The sequence below is a fragment of the Paenibacillus jamilae genome (genome assembly GCF_050482105.1).
Classification (GTDB): domain Bacteria; phylum Bacillota; class Bacilli; order Paenibacillales; family Paenibacillaceae; genus Paenibacillus; species Paenibacillus jamilae_B.
This window is the reverse complement of sequence record NZ_JBCNHI010000018.1, coordinates 369,964-385,112: the sequence shown is the minus strand read 5'-3', so window position 1 is coordinate 385,112 and position 15,149 is coordinate 369,964. Positions and strand designations below refer to the sequence as shown.

Here is a 15,149-nt window from a genome sequence, read left to right as displayed (position 1 = left end):
TCCTTTCTACACTGACTATCGGTCATACAGCAGGGGACGCCGATCTTCAAACACCGGAATACGCCCACGTACGTCCTGAACCAGGGCTGATTCAATTGAACCTGTGACAATCTGCTCCTGCTCTCCGCCTTCGGCAATAATTTCTCCCCATGGATCAATGATGAGCGAATGCCCGAAGAAATCGGTATCTCCGCTACGACCTACCCGATTACAAGCAATGACGTACATTTGATTTTCGATAGCTCGTGCGGTCAGCAGCGTGCGCCAGTGATGAAGCCGAGGATGGGGCCATTCCGCAGGTACGATCAGCAAATTTGCACCGGACAGGGCCAAGCTGCGGGCCAGTTCAGGAAAACGGATATCGTAACAGATTGACGCTCCAGCCTGAATCCCGCCATCCAGTGCGAATACAACCTTTTCCTCGCCAGGCTGTAAATATTTCTCTTCATCCATAAGTCGGAACAGGTGAATTTTGGAGTACGAAGCCACTTCTTTGCCTGTACGGTCAAAAATGAGCATCGTATTATACACATGACCGTTGCTTTTTTTCTCTGCGATCGATCCAGCTACTACATTCACTTGATGAGTAGCGGCAAATTCCGCTATCCACGCCCGAGTCTTCATCCCTTCCTCGTCCGCCAGCTCATGAATGCGATCCAAAGCATAGCCTGTATTCCACATTTCCGGCAGAACCATCAGATCCGGCTTCGTTTCGGCTAGTGCCGCTTGTTCCATTAAAGAATGGATATGGCTGTAGTTTTCCGTAGGATTCCCTATTTCTATATGAGCTTGTATAAGTGCAACACTGAACGGCTGAGCTTCCTGATATGTCAAAGTCCTTCATCCTCTCTGTGAGCCGGAACTTTCCGTGTCCCGTTGTCCGGTATTTTCTCCCATCATAGCCCGATTAGTCTCGATTACGCAACCATGCAAGCTTAATTCCCCCTATACAACTCGGTAAAATCGTGATAGATTGTTTCTTAAACTATTCCAAAAGGTCGTGTACATGGATGACTCATTTTTCTATTCCCTCCGCTGACGTCATGAAACAGTTACCCACTCAATTTTTTGCCACACTTGTACAAAATGTAAACCGTGAAATTGCAGCAGGGCATGATGTCATTAATCTCGGACAGGGAAACCCTGACACCCCCACTCCATCTCATATTGTAAAAGCTTTGCAGGAATCAGCGGATAATCCGCTGTATCATAAATATTCACCTTTTCGCGGCTATAGCTTTCTCAAAGAAGCCATTGTCCAGCGCTATCAGGAGGATTACGGTGTGACGCTTGACCCGGAAAGCGAGGTCGCCATCCTGTTTGGCGGAAAAACAGGCTTGGTTCAGCTACCGCAAGTTCTGCTCAATCCCGGTGATGTGTGCCTTGTTCCTGATCCCGGCTACCCCGATTACTGGTCTGGCGTAGCCTTAGCTAAAGCGGAAATGTCCTTCCTTCCCTTAAAGGAAGAGAACCGTTTTCTACCCGATTATGAGGCTATTGCCGAAGAAGATCGTCGCCGCGCCAAATTAATGTTCCTTAACTATCCGAATAATCCCACTTCGGCAACTGCTCCACTTTCCTTTTACGAGGATACGGTTAAATTTGCGCTACGTAACGGTATTGTGGTTGCCAGTGATTTTGCCTATGGCGCTATTGGGTTCGATGGCGAACGGCCAGTAAGCTTCCTTCAGGCCGAAGGGGCTAAGGACGTGGGGATTGAGTTCTATACCTTGTCCAAAACATACAATATGGCGGGCTGGCGTGTCGGTTTCGCGCTTGGTAATGCCAAAATCATCTCGCTGATTAATCTGCTGCAGGACCATATTTATGTAAGTCTATTTGGCGGCATCCAGGCAGCAGCAGCGACAGCCCTGACGTCCTCACAGGAATGCGTAACCGAACTGGTTGCTCGCTATGAATCACGCCGTAACGCTTTTTATGATGCACTTGGGCAAATAGGCTGGAAGGCGACGCGTCCAAGCGGCTCGTTCTTTAGTTGGTTACCTGTGCCACAGGGCTATACTTCGGCTTCTTTTGCCGATCTGCTCCTGCGTGAAGCCAAAGTGGCTGTCGCTCCTGGGATTGGCTTCGGTAGCGGCGGCGAAGGATATGTGCGGGCTGGGCTTCTGAGCTCAGAAGCTCGACTGACCGAGGCGGCTGATCGAATTGGCAAGCTAAACCTGTTTGGTTAAGCCGTAATTTCCAGCTACAACTTCTTTGCCAAACCTAGTCTTTTCGTGGTATTCTGTATCCAATATCATTTAGCGCGTTGAAGGGACTATTAAGAGAGGCTCGGTCCTGTTCAGAGAGTAAATTCCGATAGGCTGCAAGAATTTACCTGGACTCTCTCCCAACTCCTATCCCCGAGCGTCCTGCGCAATCAGGCGGCCCCTGCCGTTAACAGGTTTTAAGTGGGATGATCATGAATCATCAATGAAGGTGGTACCGCGGAAGCACAAACTTTCGTCCTTTGCATGCAAAGGATGGAAGTTTTTTTGCATTAAAAAGAGTAAAATTAAGGAAGTGGACGTCTTGTCAACACGTATCGTCATTAAAATCGGTAGCAGCTCTCTGACTGGAGTGGAAGGTGGACTGAATCGGGAAGCCATTGCTTATTTTGCTAGGGAAATCAGCTTGCTTCGCGCAAAAGGCCATGAAGTGCTGCTGGTTACTTCAGGCGCTGTAGCTGCCGGTTTCCGGGAGATTGGGTATCCTTTTCGGCCCAAACTGCTGCATGAAAAACAAGCGGCAGCTGCCGTAGGCCAAGCTCTGCTTATGCAAGCCTATGAGCAGGCTTTTAAAAATTTTGACCTCGTGATCGCGCAGGTTCTGCTAACCCGTAGTGACTTTTTGAGTCGCAAACGGATGAACAATGCCGGAATGACTGTAGAAGAATTGCTGCGCCAGCAGGTTATCCCGATTTTCAACGAAAATGACACCGTATCGATTGACGAATTGAAATTCGGCGATAATGATATGCTGTCTGCGCTAGTTGCCAATCTGGTCAAAGCCCAGCATTTAATTATCATTACGGATACCGACGGCGTATATACGGCTGACCCGCGCAAGCATCCAAACGCCGTACGTTTTGAACGTATCGAGGAAATTACAGAGGAGATTTATGCATTAGCCGGAGGTTCCGGATCAGCAGTAGGAACTGGCGGCATGCGATCCAAAATTGAGGCTGCAAAAGTGGCTACACGCGGCGGTGTACCTGTATATGTGGGCCGCGTAAGCGCGAATGGTGATTTGGACGCAGCCGTCGAAGGACATGGACCGGGCACTTATTTTGATACTCACCTCTCCTCACTGCCGATGAAAAAGCAATGGCTTGGATTTATGTCCACCCCTTTGGGCTCAGTGTATGTAGACCAAGGGGCCGAAGAAGCGCTAGTACACGGAGGACATAGTCTGCTTCCGGTTGGCGTGCGACGTGTCGAGGGCAGCTTTCATGCTGGAGATGTCGTTGAGGTACTGGGACCGGAAAATAAGGTATTAGGACGCGGCATCGTCAATTATGATGATGAACAGCTTAAAATGGTACAAGGTTTACCCAGCGGTGAGGTTGTGGGCAAAATTGGTCCCATCCATCGGCTTGAGGTGATCCACAGGGATGAATGGATTACATTATGTATGTAGGGAGGCCATAATATGAGTGATTTAACGACAAACACTGCGATAACAGAGGATAACCAGTTCAGCGAAGTACGATCCAAAGCAAGTCTCGCGAAAAAAAGTGCTGGGGTTATGAACCGATTGACTACAGTACAAAAAAACGAAGCATTGCTTGCTATGGCTGAAGCTCTAGTAAACCATACAGAAGAGCTGATTGCAGCGAATCATATGGACTTAAAACGTGGTCGGGAGTTGGGAACGTCGGAATCGCTGCTCGACCGCCTCAAGCTGACCGAGGAACGAATTGGAGCTATTGCCGAAGGCTTACGCCAAATTGCGGCGCTACCTGATCCGGTTGGCGACACGCTTGAGCAAATTGAACGCCCCAACGGTCTGCGAATTGAGAAAATACGTGTACCGCTGGGTGTCATCGGCATCATATATGAAGCACGTCCAAATGTAACCGTGGATGCTGCGGGTCTGTGCTTGAAAACAGGTAATCCAGTGGTGCTGCGCGGTGGTTCGGCTGCTCTCTCCTCCAACCGCAAGATTATTGAAGTGCTCCAGCAGGCGCTAGACGTAACAGCGGTGCCACGCGAGGCGCTTCAACTAATTGAAGATTCAGACCGTGCCTCCGTCAACGAAATGCTCACCTTGAACGGCTTGCTGGATGTGATTATTCCACGCGGCGGGCGTTCACTCATTCAAAATGTTGTTCAGAATGCTACCGTGCCTGTCATCGAAACAGGGGCTGGCGTATGCCACACATTCTTGGACGCTACTGCGAATGCAGAAATGTCCGAAGCCATTACACTTAATGCTAAGGTGCAAAGACCGTCTGTGTGCAACTCGATGGAAACATTGCTTGTGCACTCGGATTATGCACAGGCATATTTAACAGGATTAGCTGAACGTTTCCGTAATGCCGGGGTTGAGCTGCGCGGTTGTGCACGGACACAAGAACTGGTTCCTTGGGCTGTTTCTGCCACGGAAGAGGATTATGGCACCGAATATAATGATTACATTTTGAATGTCAAGGTCGTAAACGATTTGGACGAAGCACTGGAGCATATTGCCCGTTATGGTACGATGCATTCAGAATGTATCGTTACCGAGAATAAAGCTCATGCCGAGCGTTTTCTGCAAGAAGTGGACGCGGCAGCCGTGTACCACAATGCATCCACCCGCTTCACGGATGGCTTCGAGTTTGGATTTGGTGCCGAGATCGGAATCAGCACGCAAAAATTACATGCCCGTGGCCCGATGGGGTTGCCTGCCTTGACTTCAACCAAATATCGCGTGTACGGTACTGGACAAATCAGGAAATAATAAATCAATCCGTATTTTTGGAGGTAATGAATCCATGTGTGAATCACAAACAAAGGTGTTAATTAACGAGCAAATTACGTTTTTCGGGGCAGGTTCAATGGCTGAGGCTATTATTCGTGGGATGACGAATCGTTCTGTCGTCAAACGTGGCGGTATTACTGTCATCAATCGCAGTAATCAGGCTCGCCTTGAAGAACTCCAACAGCAATACGGAGTATTGTTCCAAACTGAGGATGCCGCCAAAACGGAATTGCTGCGTCATTCTCCAGTGATTGTGCTTGCCATGAAGCCTAAAGATGCTGCCGGAGCACTTGGACAGCTCGGTCCCCTCCTGTCAGATGAACAGCTGATCATTTCGGTCATTGCTGGGTTGTCTATTCGTACCATGCAAACGTTGCTTGGTCGTAAGCAACCCATCGCGCGGACGATGCCCAATACGTCCAGCTCGATTGGGCTGGGAGCCACAGGCATCAGCTTTTCCAAGGAGATCAGCGAAATTCAGCGTAAAAACGTGCTTACGATGTTTGAATCCGTAGGTACAGTAACGGTTATAGAAGAAGAGAAAATGGATGTATTGACTGGCATTTCTGGAAGTGGTCCTGCTTATGTCTACTACTTAATGGAGGCCATGATTGCTGGCGGAATCCGCGGCGGCTTGACTCCTGAACAAGCGCACGAATTAACGGTACAAACCGCACTTGGAGCAGCACGCATGGTACAACAAACCGGGGAGGAGCCTTCAGCCCTTCGCCACAAAATTATGTCTCCTAATGGCTCCACGGTAGCTGCATTGAAAACACTGGACAAAGGTGACTTCTACGAAACAGTGATTGCGGCGGTGCAGCGTTGCGCTGAACGATCGCGCGAAATGGGAGCTGTACTTAAGGAGGGAATTGAGTGAGCTATTGCCTGGCGACCTACCGAATATACGATGACAGAGCTGATTTTAATCAAAAGGCCCAATCTATTGCCATCGGCATGACGGTGGGCAGCTGGACTGAGCTCCCGCAGGCCAAGCGGGATGCGATGCAAAAACATCTCGGCTCTGTTCAATCTGTAGATATTCATGAGGGAGGCCCGGGTGAGCGGTACGCCGATTTGACGATCGCTTATCCGGATGTCAATTTCAGCCGCGACATTCCTGCATTGCTGGTTACAGTCTTCGGCAAAATTTCGATGGATGGCCGAATTAAGCTGACAAAGCTGAGTTTCTCGAAAGCATTCCTCTCTGCTTTTTCGGGACCGAAATTCGGTATCAGCGGCTTGCGCGAGCAGCTTGGCGTGTATGACCGACCTCTGCTCATGAGCATTTTCAAATCTGTGATTGGGCTCAATTTGGACGAACTGCGTGAACAGTTTACGCGTCAGGCTCTCGGCGGCGTCGACCTGATCAAAGACGACGAGATCTTGTTTGAAAATACGCTGACGCCGATTGAAAAACGTGTGGAAGCCTGCATTCGAACTGCCGAAGCGGCTGAGCGTGAAACTGGTAAAAAGCTGCTGTATGCCGCTAATTTAACTGGCCCAACCTCACAGCTCAGGGCGCAAGCTCTCAAGGCTATCGACGCAGGTGCGAACGCGTTACTATTTAATGTGCTGGCCTACGGTTATGATGTGCTGCATGAGCTTAGCAGCGATCCCGCCGTTTCAGTACCGATTGCAGCCCATCCTTCACTAGCAGGTGCTGCTTACCCATCGCCTCACTATGGTATATCGGCGTCGGTCCTGCTCGGTCAGCTTATGCGCCTGGCTGGCGCTGACCTTGTTCTCTTCCCTTCTCCCTACGGCTCAGTGACGATGCCGCGTGAGGAAAACATGGCGATCCGCGACGAACTGATCACTCCTGATCTACCGCTGAAGGCCAGCATGCCTGTCCCTTCCGCAGGGATTCACCCGGGGCTGGTGCCACTCATCGTACGCGACTTTGGTACCGATGTAGTGGTTAACGCTGGGGGCGGTATTCACGGACATCCACTGGGTACAGAAGCTGGTGGGCGTGCTTTTGTGCAAGCGATTGAAGCAGTGCAGCAAAATGTCCCGCTGGCACAATACGCCCTGACTCATCCCGAGCTGCAATCTGCGCTCGACACGTGGGGAGGCGAACGATGAGCATAGCCAAGAAGCCCGTCATTTTTTGCGATTTTGACGGGACCATTACAAACAGCGATAATATTGTTGCTATTATGAAGCATTTTCAGCCTGTGGGCTATGAGCCTGTCATGCATCAAATCGTGAATGGACATATGTCCATTCGTGAAGGCGTAGGTGCGATGTTCGCTTTGATGCCTTCAGAGCTTAAGGAAGACATTATTTCATATGTACTTGGACAAGCGGGTATACGTGAAGGCTTTGCACGCTTTTTGGACTTTGTGCGAGAGCAGCAGATTGAATTTTTCGTTACTAGCGGCGGCATTGATTTTTTTATTAATCCATTGCTAAAGCCATTCAATATTCCGCAGGATCATTTCTTTTGCAACGGAGCGGATTTTTCCAATCCTCACATCCTGATTACATGGCCGCATCCATGTGAGGAACCATGTAAGAATGACTGCGGCATGTGCAAAACAACCGTCATTCGTCAATACCCTCCCGAGCAATATGAACGGATTTTGATTGGCGATAGCCTGACCGATTTTGAAGGTGCCAAAATTGCCGATTTTGTGTACTCCCGCTCACACCTGACATTAAAGTGTCAAGAGCTCGGGGTACCACATGTACCCTTTGAGACATTTGACGATATTATCGAGGATTTAAAGCAAAAACAGAAGCAGGGGGTACTGTAATGAGTTTTAGCTTGGCAGACATTTCATTTGAGGAAAAACGCCGTGCTCTGGAGGAACTCGCTGATGTCAAGGAGCTATTCGCCTCTCGCAACTGGTTCCCAGGTACAAGCGGCAATTTGTCGATCCGAATTGGTGACTTTCATCCTGAACAGTTTTATTTTGCAATCACCGCTAGTGGTAAGGATAAGACCAAACGCACTCCTGAGGATTTTTTGTTCGTAGACCTATATGGAAAAGCGGCAGAAGCCACAAATCTCAAGCCAAGTGCAGAGACGCTCATCCATTGCGAAATTTATCGACTGACAGGCTGTGGAGCAGTTTTTCATGTGCATACCGTGTTTAACAACCTGATTTCCGAATATTACGGTGAGCAGGGCTCTGTACCTGTGCAAGGCATAGAGCTCATTAAGGCTTTTAACATTTGGGAGGAAAATGCCGCCATCCAGATTCCCGTGCTGCCAAATTATGCTGATATCGCCTCAATTGCCAAGCTGGTGCCAGGCGTGCTGAATGATCAGGTTCCAGGAATTTTATTGCGTAATCACGGCATTTATGCATGGGGGCGTGATGTGTTTGAAGCTAAAAAGCATCTGGAGGCGTTTGAGTTTCTGTTTGAAACGACCTATCGCTCCCTGCTACTGAAAACTTCAAAATGAATAACTTGTAAATATTATAAAGGCGTATTCCTGCGCTGCAAAAGGGGTTGTCAAATATCGAGAACGGAGCCTAGCGAAAGCACGGTACGTTCTCTTTTTTTTAAAAGTATCCTATCCTACTAGCGACAGTAAATATTAGTGAGGTGATCAGGTGAATAAAGATTTAGAAGATATAATATTAAATTTAGAAAAGCAGTTAATGCACGGTAGAAAAGAGGATTTTGGAAGACTATTAGCTGATGACTATTTTGAATATGGTTCGTCGGGCAAAAAGTACGAGAAGTCAATGCAAATTAGTTTTTTAGATGGCAAATCTTCACTGAGCAATATACCATATATGATTACTGACTTTAACATAAGGTTGTTATCTTCAGATCTTGTACATGCAACATACTGTACGAAATCGATCGATACCGGAAATAAGTCACTTAGAAGTTCCATTTGGAAATTAAATGAAGAACAATGGCAAATGATCTTTCATCAGGGCACTCCAACCCAGTAGAGACTCATTCTAAGCCTGCGATCTCCTAAATCCTATAAACATATTTGGGAAATATTGTAATTACATGGCAAGTTCCTTTTGCTTCATGTTGTAAAAAAACGCCCCCTATTGGGGACGCTCCAGCGTGAATTGCTCTCCCAGCTTTGCATAGTTGTTTCCAGCCAACCGACTCACCGGACACAACTTCTCGGCAATCACATATGTATTTTGGTACGCTTCCTCCGACAAATGATACTGCACTACACGCCCAATTAATAGATCACAGGCAGGTGTGTCCTCCTTGCCCCCGAGCGGTATCACTTTCTCCAAAATACATTCCATACGTATTTTCGCTTCAGTCACACCAGGAACTGCGATTTTTGTACTCTGGATCGGAGTGAGACCTGCCAGTGTAATCTCACTCTCCTCCGGCGATAGACGGGAAGCCGTCACATTCACCGCCCCCACGTTGTCTTCGTCTGTAATATGTACGACAAAAGCATTATGCTCCATCGCATTACGTGCTGTATCTTTGGAAACTCCATTGACACGCTGCACGGATACAGACAGTAGTGGCGGTTCGGCGGCAACGATGGAAAAATAACTGAACGGAGCACCATTCAGCACCCCTTCACTGCTCAAAGTCGTTACAAACGCTACCGGTCTGGGGATAATACTCCCAGTCAATAATTTATAATTTTCACGCTCTGTAAGTGTGTCAGGATTGAATGAAATCAATTTTTTCCCTCTTTTCCGATTACATTCACTTTTCGAATGCATATCATCAAGTTGCGCCTGGTAAGCAACTACATCTTTGAGCTAGTGACATAGCTGAAAGCTCAGGCTTCTCTAACAAGTATCGCCTGTAAGATATAAAATGTAAAGCAGGAGCTGGCAGCACTCGCTATTTTTCAATCACATTTCCCTGGCTGTCACGCACAGTAACCGCTATTCCATCAGGCACGGCAACAGTCACATCAAGCTGATGGTGGGTTTGCATAAAACGTGTGGGAACCTGACTAAGAAGCACATAGAGAGTATCTCCAATATGTTTTGTCTGATAGAGCTCCTCTCCTTTGAAATCATCTTCACTACCTGTATATACATAACTGCCGAACACATGCACCTCCGGTGAGGTGGTTGCGTCAATTTTGACCGCATAAGGATCTTCCCCCTGCACAATTACCTTGGTCACTCCAGCAGGCAGTTTTTCATGCCAGTCTGGAAGAATCCTTGTTTCCTGAACTGAACTCATTATTTCTCTGACTTGCGGAGTGATCCCCAATGAACTGACCAAGGCAAATCCGATACAACAAAACACCAATATCGCCGTAATAAACATGCTGAACACATCATAACGAATGCGCTCGCGTGTCCCTTTCCAAGCGGTATACATTAAAATTTCCAGTCCCAGTAAAACAAAAACGACCGGCCACCAGGTCAACGCCTGATCCAGTATGCCTGCTCCCCAAAACTTGGAGGCAAACGTTACGCCCCCCAACAGCACCAGGAACAGCCCCATGGACAGCCTTCCGACTTTCCATACCCCTGCTGGCGCGTTGGAGTTCTTAGAGGTACCATTTTTATGGGATGAAGCGCCCAATAAGCCTATTGCACCTGTCCCGTCGTTTGGAGAGTGATGGGCTCCCTTAAAGGAAGCCTCGCTCTTTGAAAATTCGGTATCCATGTTATCGTTTCTCCTTTGTTCGCTTAGATTTGGAATTACCAACCATCATCCAAATACCGCCGCCAATTAATAAGAAGGAGACAATAATGGTTCTTAGATACATATCAACTATGTTGTAAATTCGTCCATCCGGAAACAGACGATCCAGTGTGGGAACAAGTACGTTAATCAGGATGTAGTATGCACCCAGCAGAAGTAGTCCTAAGCCTACCCAGCGGTGATATTGAGCAAACATACCGATCACAGGCTTGTCGATTAACTGTTCCCGTCCATAACGGCTTACCTGCTGCAATGCATCAAAAAAGCTGTAAAACCAGATCACCGGAATGAGGAACAAAAAGAGTGAAAGATGCAGCACGTCCAGTATATAAATAAATCCTAAAAACAGTAGCATGAGCTGAAGTCCACGTTTTTGCAATCCAATATACATATGCCCAGCACCGGGAAATACCGATAAAATGGTAGCCAGCATTTTGCTACGACGTCCCTCAACTCTTCCATGCTCCAATTCTTCAAACAAAGTCCGATCCTGAAGAATGTCCCCAGCTTGCTTGCGATGTACATGCTGCACTGCATCAAACATGCAGTACAACCAAATAATCGGCAACACACCGGCAAACGCCAAAAATCCAGATTCGTTCGTAATGCTCGTAATAAAGACGAGGATCGCTCCAAAGCCAAAGAAGGATAACAGAAAAGACAAGCCACGCTGCATCAGCCCCAAATGAAGGTGTCCTAATCCAGGAATGAATGACAGCAAAATTGTAAAAAAGCGTTCATTGTCCGATCCTTTTTGATAATGGTTATAGCCCGGTTCGTATCCCATTGTTCCCGGTGCATTCGTGCCTGCATCTGTTGTTCCCTCTGGTACCTCTCCTGTTATACCAGCCTGTCCATAAGAACCATTTGGGGGATAAAAGCCATATGGATTAGCTCCTGCATGAGGGGGGTATGGAGCAGCGACTGCACGAGGATCATAACGTAACAAACTAATTACGATATGCAGCATACAAAGTCCCCATAAAAGGGCAGCAACAAAAATACTCACTAAAAAAGGCATTCCGTTACTTGCTATCACTGACAAAAATATTCCTCCTGCCAGACATCCGAAAAACAAAATGGTATATACAAACGCATTGGCTTTTCTGGACCAGTAATAGTGTCCTACACCCGGAATGATGTTCAATAGAAATGCCAAGAGCTTGCTTCGTTCCGTATAAGGCATTGCTACACTTCCTTTCTATTGAGGGAATCTTAATGAAATGTCCAACTGAACGTTGGTTTCAAGCTTGTTCATCTTACCCTTTCATTTATTTAGGGCTTTAATTTATCGAGCCAGGTCGTCGTGGCTTGCATGACTTCTTCACTGTAAGAAACGCGTTCATGGGGAGGTACTTGTTTTTCACCTGAATGCGGCATCATTTTGTCAAAGGCTCCACTAGATAGCAAGATCAATGTGAGGCTTGCCGCAACAACATAGTGAAACACAGGTTTTTCAAACCAACGGCGTTTTTTGAACGCAACTTGAGCCGGCACTTCTATATCGGGAAGAACGGCCATTACCTGATCTGTGAAGCGTTCCGTATCCATCCAGGCAGAGTAATCTTGCAATGTCGGCTCTAATTGCTCTAGTGCAACAAGATATAACATCAACGCTTGCTCATCTTCCAATAAAAGCTTTTCCAGCCGAGTAGATTCCTCTATCGTACAAGTTCCTGTAATGTATGCATTCCAGTCATTCGTTTGCCCTTTCATCCACGGTTTATCCTGTTGGTCAGTCATTGCCATTCCTCCTCCTTCCAGTGATTTCGAATCCATAGTCGTGCCCGATATAGTCTGGACTCTACCGTTTTTAAAGCCACCTGCGTCTCTTGTGCTATTTGGTCGTAGGTTTTGCCCTGCATATAGTAGGCTTGAATAATATCCCGATGTTGCTCGGGTAACTGGGCGATTTTTTGTGATAGTTCCACTGTTTGCTCTTCACGGATGAGACGGGCCAGTACATCCTCTTCTGGGGAAGGAAACTGCACAAGAGATTGTGCCACGTCAATAAGCTCTGCGGGCCGCCTATCTTGTTTGCGTTTGATATCCAGCGCTTTATGGAGCGCAATTCGGCTCAGCCACGTTTTAAACCCTTCGTTCCGGTACTGGGGGAGAGACTTGTACACTTGAACGAACGCCTCCTGCGCGGCATCCTCTGCTTCCTTGCTGTCATGCAGTACCGAATAGGCCACATGAAATACATGTTTGCTGTACAGCTCTACGATCTCACGGAACGCCTGCCGATCACCTGACCGGATTCGTTCAATGATTCTCTCTATATCAATGACGCTCTCCCCCTTCCCAATACTATAGACGCCAGGAAAATTCCTCCCCCTGCATATTTCAAAAAAAAAATTTAAAGGACACACCCTCCAAGCGGAAAAGTGTGTCCTCTAACATTAAAGTCTATAGTCGTTAATTACTACCTAAAAGGCTTAGTCGGCTATTTTAATTGCGACCGCCACCACGGAATCGCTGGGCATATTCTTTCGCATCCTGTGCATTACGGACCCGGTTTCGGCTCCACTCTAACAAAATGCGATCTATATACCGGAAATGTACCTTCCCAGCAAACACCGCTTCTTTCAAAGCCAGCAAAATGAGCTCCTCCGGGTACCGATCCTGATCCACCCAACTGCTGATCGTCTCATATTCCATCGGTGATAATGGTCGGCCGAATTCTTTCTCAAAAATCGTGAATAAATTTCGTTCTTCTGTAAGCGGAGATTCCGATATTCCATTCCGTAAATCCGGCTTCCCGGCAAACAAAATGTCATCTTCATCGTGCTGCTCCGAACGCTCGGCGATCATACATTCTGCCAGCTTGCGATACAGTCCCGCCAAGTTGTAACGTTCAAATTGGACGGATGAACTACGATCTTCTACGGAATCAATGCGCAAAAATCCATCTTTCATGAGCTTACTGAAATAAAGTGCGATTTCGTTTGCAGTGCACCCGATACGAGCCTGTAATTGCTCCCATGTTGGAAATTCATTACGTTCCGCTTGTTTAAAGGCAAGTAACTGCATCAGTAGCAGCATTTCACCATCTGTCAGCCGAAGCGTCCGATAATGCTTGAGCAGGGCGTAGGGAATTTGAACCATTCCGGTTTCCATAGCATAAGCTACTCCCTCCGCCCATTCTGCCGCTGATGTCCTGTCGAATGATCCGGTCATTGATTATGGGTACAAACGATACAGCATACGTGGGAATGGAATCGTTTCACGCACATGATCGAGTCCACAAATCCATGCTACTGTACGCTCCAATCCCAAACCAAAGCCAGAATGCGGAACGGTACCATAGGTGCGCAGATCCATATACCATTGATAGGCTTCACGTGCCAGGTTATGCTCGTTAAAACGTTCTTCCATCAATGCTGGATCATCAATCCGTTGCGAACCCCCGATAATTTCGCCATAACCTTCAGGAGCAATCATATCGGCACACAGAACAACCTCTGGGCGGGATGGGTCAGGTTTCATATAGAATGCTTTAATGTGAGTCGGCCAATGTGTGATGAACACAGGCTTGTTATATCTTTCGGCAATAGCCGTTTCATGAGGAGCACCAAAGTCTTCTCCCCAAGGGATGTCGAATCCTTCACCTTGAAGGAAGGCAATCGCCTCATCGTACGTAATCCGTGGGAACTCGCCTTGAATTTGCTCCAGCTTCGAAACATCGCGTCCGATAGCTTCAAGCTCCTTCGCACAATTTTTCAGAACAGACTGCACGATGTGGCTTACAAACTGCTCCTGAACGCGCAAGGATTCTTCGTGATCCACAAAAGCCATTTCAGGCTCGATCATCCAGAACTCAATCAGGTGACGACGTGTTTTGGACTTTTCCGCACGGAAGGTTGGACCAAAGGAATAAACTTTACCCAGCGCCATTGCCGCAGCTTCCATGTACAGTTGTCCGCTTTGTGTCAAATAAGCATCTTCGTCAAAATATTTGATGTGGAACAACTCTGTTGTGCCTTCTGCAGAAGATGGAGTCAAAATAGGCGGGTCTACCTTCGTAAAACCGTTACCGTTAAAAAATTCCTGTACAGCACGGATAATTTCCGCACGTATGATCAGAACCGCACGTTGCTTGGCGGAACGCAGCCACAAGTGGCGATGATCCATCAGGAAATCTACACCGTGCTCTTTAGGGGTAATCGGGTAGTTTTCAGTCAAATGAATGATTTCAATACCTGTAACCGTTAATTCATAGCCCGATTGACTGCGCGGCTCCTCTCGCACGATTCCAGTTACATAAAGGGAGCTTTCTTGGGTCAAGGATTTGGCATCATTCCAAATATCCTCAGACACTTCGCTTTTTACGATAACCCCTTGAATATACCCGCTACCATCACGTAGTTGCAGGAACTGAATTTTACCGCTAGACCGCTTATTGTTTACCCATGCGCCAATTGTAACCGTTTCCCCTACATGGCGACCCACTTGGGCAATCGTACTTTTATTTGTCATGACCGTCTCTCTCCTTAAACCGAAAATCAAACAGCCCTTCCCCTTGGGTCAGGCTGTTTGCTCTCGCTGTTTGGTACATG

The 15,149-nt window shown here is 47.4% G+C and carries 16 protein-coding genes; 8 read left to right on the top strand and 8 right to left on the bottom strand.

Features of this window, described 5'->3' with window-relative positions; translation table 11 throughout:
- Positions 1 to 15: 15 nt before the first annotated feature.
- On the bottom strand, positions 16 to 834 hold the full coding sequence (locus ABEW32_RS16980; RefSeq protein WP_430189611.1) for a carbon-nitrogen family hydrolase: 819 nt from the start codon (positions 832 to 834) through the stop codon (positions 16 to 18).
- 176 nt (positions 835 to 1,010) lie between these two features.
- Here ABEW32_RS16980 and ABEW32_RS16975 point away from each other — a divergent pair, with 176 nt between their 5' ends.
- From ABEW32_RS16975 to ABEW32_RS16940, 8 genes are all read left to right on the top strand, one after another.
- Positions 1,011 to 2,192 carry a pyridoxal phosphate-dependent aminotransferase gene (locus tag ABEW32_RS16975; RefSeq protein ID WP_430189608.1) on the top strand — a complete coding sequence of 394 codons (1,182 nt, stop codon included), beginning with the start codon at positions 1,011 to 1,013 and terminating at the stop codon, positions 2,190 to 2,192.
- A 241-nt stretch (positions 2,193 to 2,433) separates the two neighbouring features.
- Complete coding sequence (gene proB, locus ABEW32_RS16970) at positions 2,434 to 3,639, top strand: glutamate 5-kinase (protein WP_430189606.1); 1,206 nt, start codon at positions 2,434 to 2,436, stop codon at positions 3,637 to 3,639.
- A 12-nt stretch (positions 3,640 to 3,651) separates the two neighbouring features.
- Positions 3,652 to 4,944 carry a glutamate-5-semialdehyde dehydrogenase gene (locus ABEW32_RS16965; protein WP_430189604.1) on the top strand — a complete coding sequence of 431 codons (1,293 nt, stop codon included), beginning with the start codon at positions 3,652 to 3,654 and terminating at the stop codon, positions 4,942 to 4,944.
- A gap of 34 nt (positions 4,945 to 4,978) precedes the next feature.
- Positions 4,979 to 5,845 carry a pyrroline-5-carboxylate reductase gene (gene proC, locus ABEW32_RS16960; protein ID WP_430189603.1) on the top strand — a complete coding sequence of 289 codons (867 nt, stop codon included), beginning with the start codon at positions 4,979 to 4,981 and terminating at the stop codon, positions 5,843 to 5,845.
- Positions 5,842 to 7,053 (top strand): 2,3-diketo-5-methylthiopentyl-1-phosphate enolase, encoded by a 1,212-nt coding sequence (locus tag ABEW32_RS16955; RefSeq protein WP_430189601.1) that lies wholly within the window; start codon positions 5,842 to 5,844, stop codon positions 7,051 to 7,053. Before proC ends, ABEW32_RS16955 begins: the two co-directional genes overlap by 4 nt.
- Complete coding sequence (locus ABEW32_RS16950) at positions 7,050 to 7,727, top strand: 2-hydroxy-3-keto-5-methylthiopentenyl-1-phosphate phosphatase (RefSeq protein ID WP_430189599.1); 678 nt, start codon at positions 7,050 to 7,052, stop codon at positions 7,725 to 7,727. The genes ABEW32_RS16955 and ABEW32_RS16950 overlap by 4 nt, the downstream gene beginning before the upstream one ends.
- Positions 7,727 to 8,383 (top strand): methylthioribulose 1-phosphate dehydratase, encoded by a 657-nt coding sequence (locus ABEW32_RS16945; protein WP_430189596.1) that lies wholly within the window; start codon positions 7,727 to 7,729, stop codon positions 8,381 to 8,383. The genes ABEW32_RS16950 and ABEW32_RS16945 overlap by 1 nt, the downstream gene beginning before the upstream one ends.
- A gap of 151 nt (positions 8,384 to 8,534) precedes the next feature.
- Complete coding sequence (locus tag ABEW32_RS16940; protein ID WP_430189593.1) at positions 8,535 to 8,885, top strand: nuclear transport factor 2 family protein; 351 nt, start codon at positions 8,535 to 8,537, stop codon at positions 8,883 to 8,885.
- Between the two features lie 105 nt (positions 8,886 to 8,990).
- Here ABEW32_RS16940 and ABEW32_RS16935 read toward each other — a convergent pair whose 3' ends face one another.
- The 7 genes from ABEW32_RS16935 to asnS form a co-directional block, all read right to left on the bottom strand.
- Complete coding sequence (locus tag ABEW32_RS16935) at positions 8,991 to 9,602, bottom strand: flavin reductase family protein (protein ID WP_430189591.1); 612 nt, start codon at positions 9,600 to 9,602, stop codon at positions 8,991 to 8,993.
- Between the two features lie 166 nt (positions 9,603 to 9,768).
- Positions 9,769 to 10,551 (bottom strand): hypothetical protein, encoded by a 783-nt coding sequence (locus tag ABEW32_RS16930; RefSeq protein ID WP_430189588.1) that lies wholly within the window; start codon positions 10,549 to 10,551, stop codon positions 9,769 to 9,771.
- Between the two features lies 1 nt (position 10,552).
- Complete coding sequence (locus tag ABEW32_RS16925; RefSeq protein ID WP_430189586.1) at positions 10,553 to 11,776, bottom strand: multi-tm2 domain protein; 1,224 nt, start codon at positions 11,774 to 11,776, stop codon at positions 10,553 to 10,555.
- Positions 11,777 to 11,865: 89 nt separating this feature from the next.
- Entirely contained in the window at positions 11,866 to 12,333 is a 468-nt protein-coding gene (locus tag ABEW32_RS16920; protein ID WP_430189583.1) for a hypothetical protein, read from the bottom strand.
- Positions 12,330 to 12,962 carry an RNA polymerase sigma factor gene (locus ABEW32_RS16915; RefSeq protein WP_430189581.1) on the bottom strand — a complete coding sequence of 211 codons (633 nt, stop codon included), beginning with the start codon at positions 12,960 to 12,962 and terminating at the stop codon, positions 12,330 to 12,332. Before ABEW32_RS16915 ends, ABEW32_RS16920 begins: the two co-directional genes overlap by 4 nt.
- A 79-nt stretch (positions 12,963 to 13,041) precedes the next feature.
- Complete coding sequence (locus ABEW32_RS16910; protein ID WP_430189578.1) at positions 13,042 to 13,770, bottom strand: DnaD domain protein; 729 nt, start codon at positions 13,768 to 13,770, stop codon at positions 13,042 to 13,044.
- A gap of 3 nt (positions 13,771 to 13,773) precedes the next feature.
- Positions 13,774 to 15,069, bottom strand: coding sequence for an asparagine--tRNA ligase (gene asnS, locus ABEW32_RS16905; protein ID WP_016822173.1), 1,296 nt, complete (start codon positions 15,067 to 15,069; stop codon positions 13,774 to 13,776).
- Positions 15,070 to 15,149: the final 80 nt, after the last annotated feature.

Coding starts and splice junctions, on each gene's coding strand:
- ABEW32_RS16975 (WP_430189608.1), top strand. CDS start 1,011: ATGACTCATTTTTCTATTCCCTCCGCTGACGTCATGAAACAGTTACCC.
- proB (WP_430189606.1), top strand. CDS start 2,434: ATGAAGGTGGTACCGCGGAAGCACAAACTTTCGTCCTTTGCATGCAAA.
- ABEW32_RS16965 (WP_430189604.1), top strand. CDS start 3,652: ATGAGTGATTTAACGACAAACACTGCGATAACAGAGGATAACCAGTTC.
- proC (WP_430189603.1), top strand. CDS start 4,979: ATGTGTGAATCACAAACAAAGGTGTTAATTAACGAGCAAATTACGTTT.
- ABEW32_RS16950 (WP_430189599.1), top strand. CDS start 7,050: ATGAGCATAGCCAAGAAGCCCGTCATTTTTTGCGATTTTGACGGGACC.
- ABEW32_RS16945 (WP_430189596.1), top strand. CDS start 7,727: ATGAGTTTTAGCTTGGCAGACATTTCATTTGAGGAAAAACGCCGTGCT.
- ABEW32_RS16930 (WP_430189588.1), bottom strand. CDS start 10,551: ATGGATACCGAATTTTCAAAGAGCGAGGCTTCCTTTAAGGGAGCCCAT.
- ABEW32_RS16925 (WP_430189586.1), bottom strand. CDS start 11,776: ATGCCTTATACGGAACGAAGCAAGCTCTTGGCATTTCTATTGAACATC.
- ABEW32_RS16920 (WP_430189583.1), bottom strand. CDS start 12,333: ATGACTGACCAACAGGATAAACCGTGGATGAAAGGGCAAACGAATGAC.
- ABEW32_RS16910 (WP_430189578.1), bottom strand. CDS start 13,770: ATGACCGGATCATTCGACAGGACATCAGCGGCAGAATGGGCGGAGGGA.
- asnS (WP_016822173.1), bottom strand. CDS start 15,069: ATGACAAATAAAAGTACGATTGCCCAAGTGGGTCGCCATGTAGGGGAA.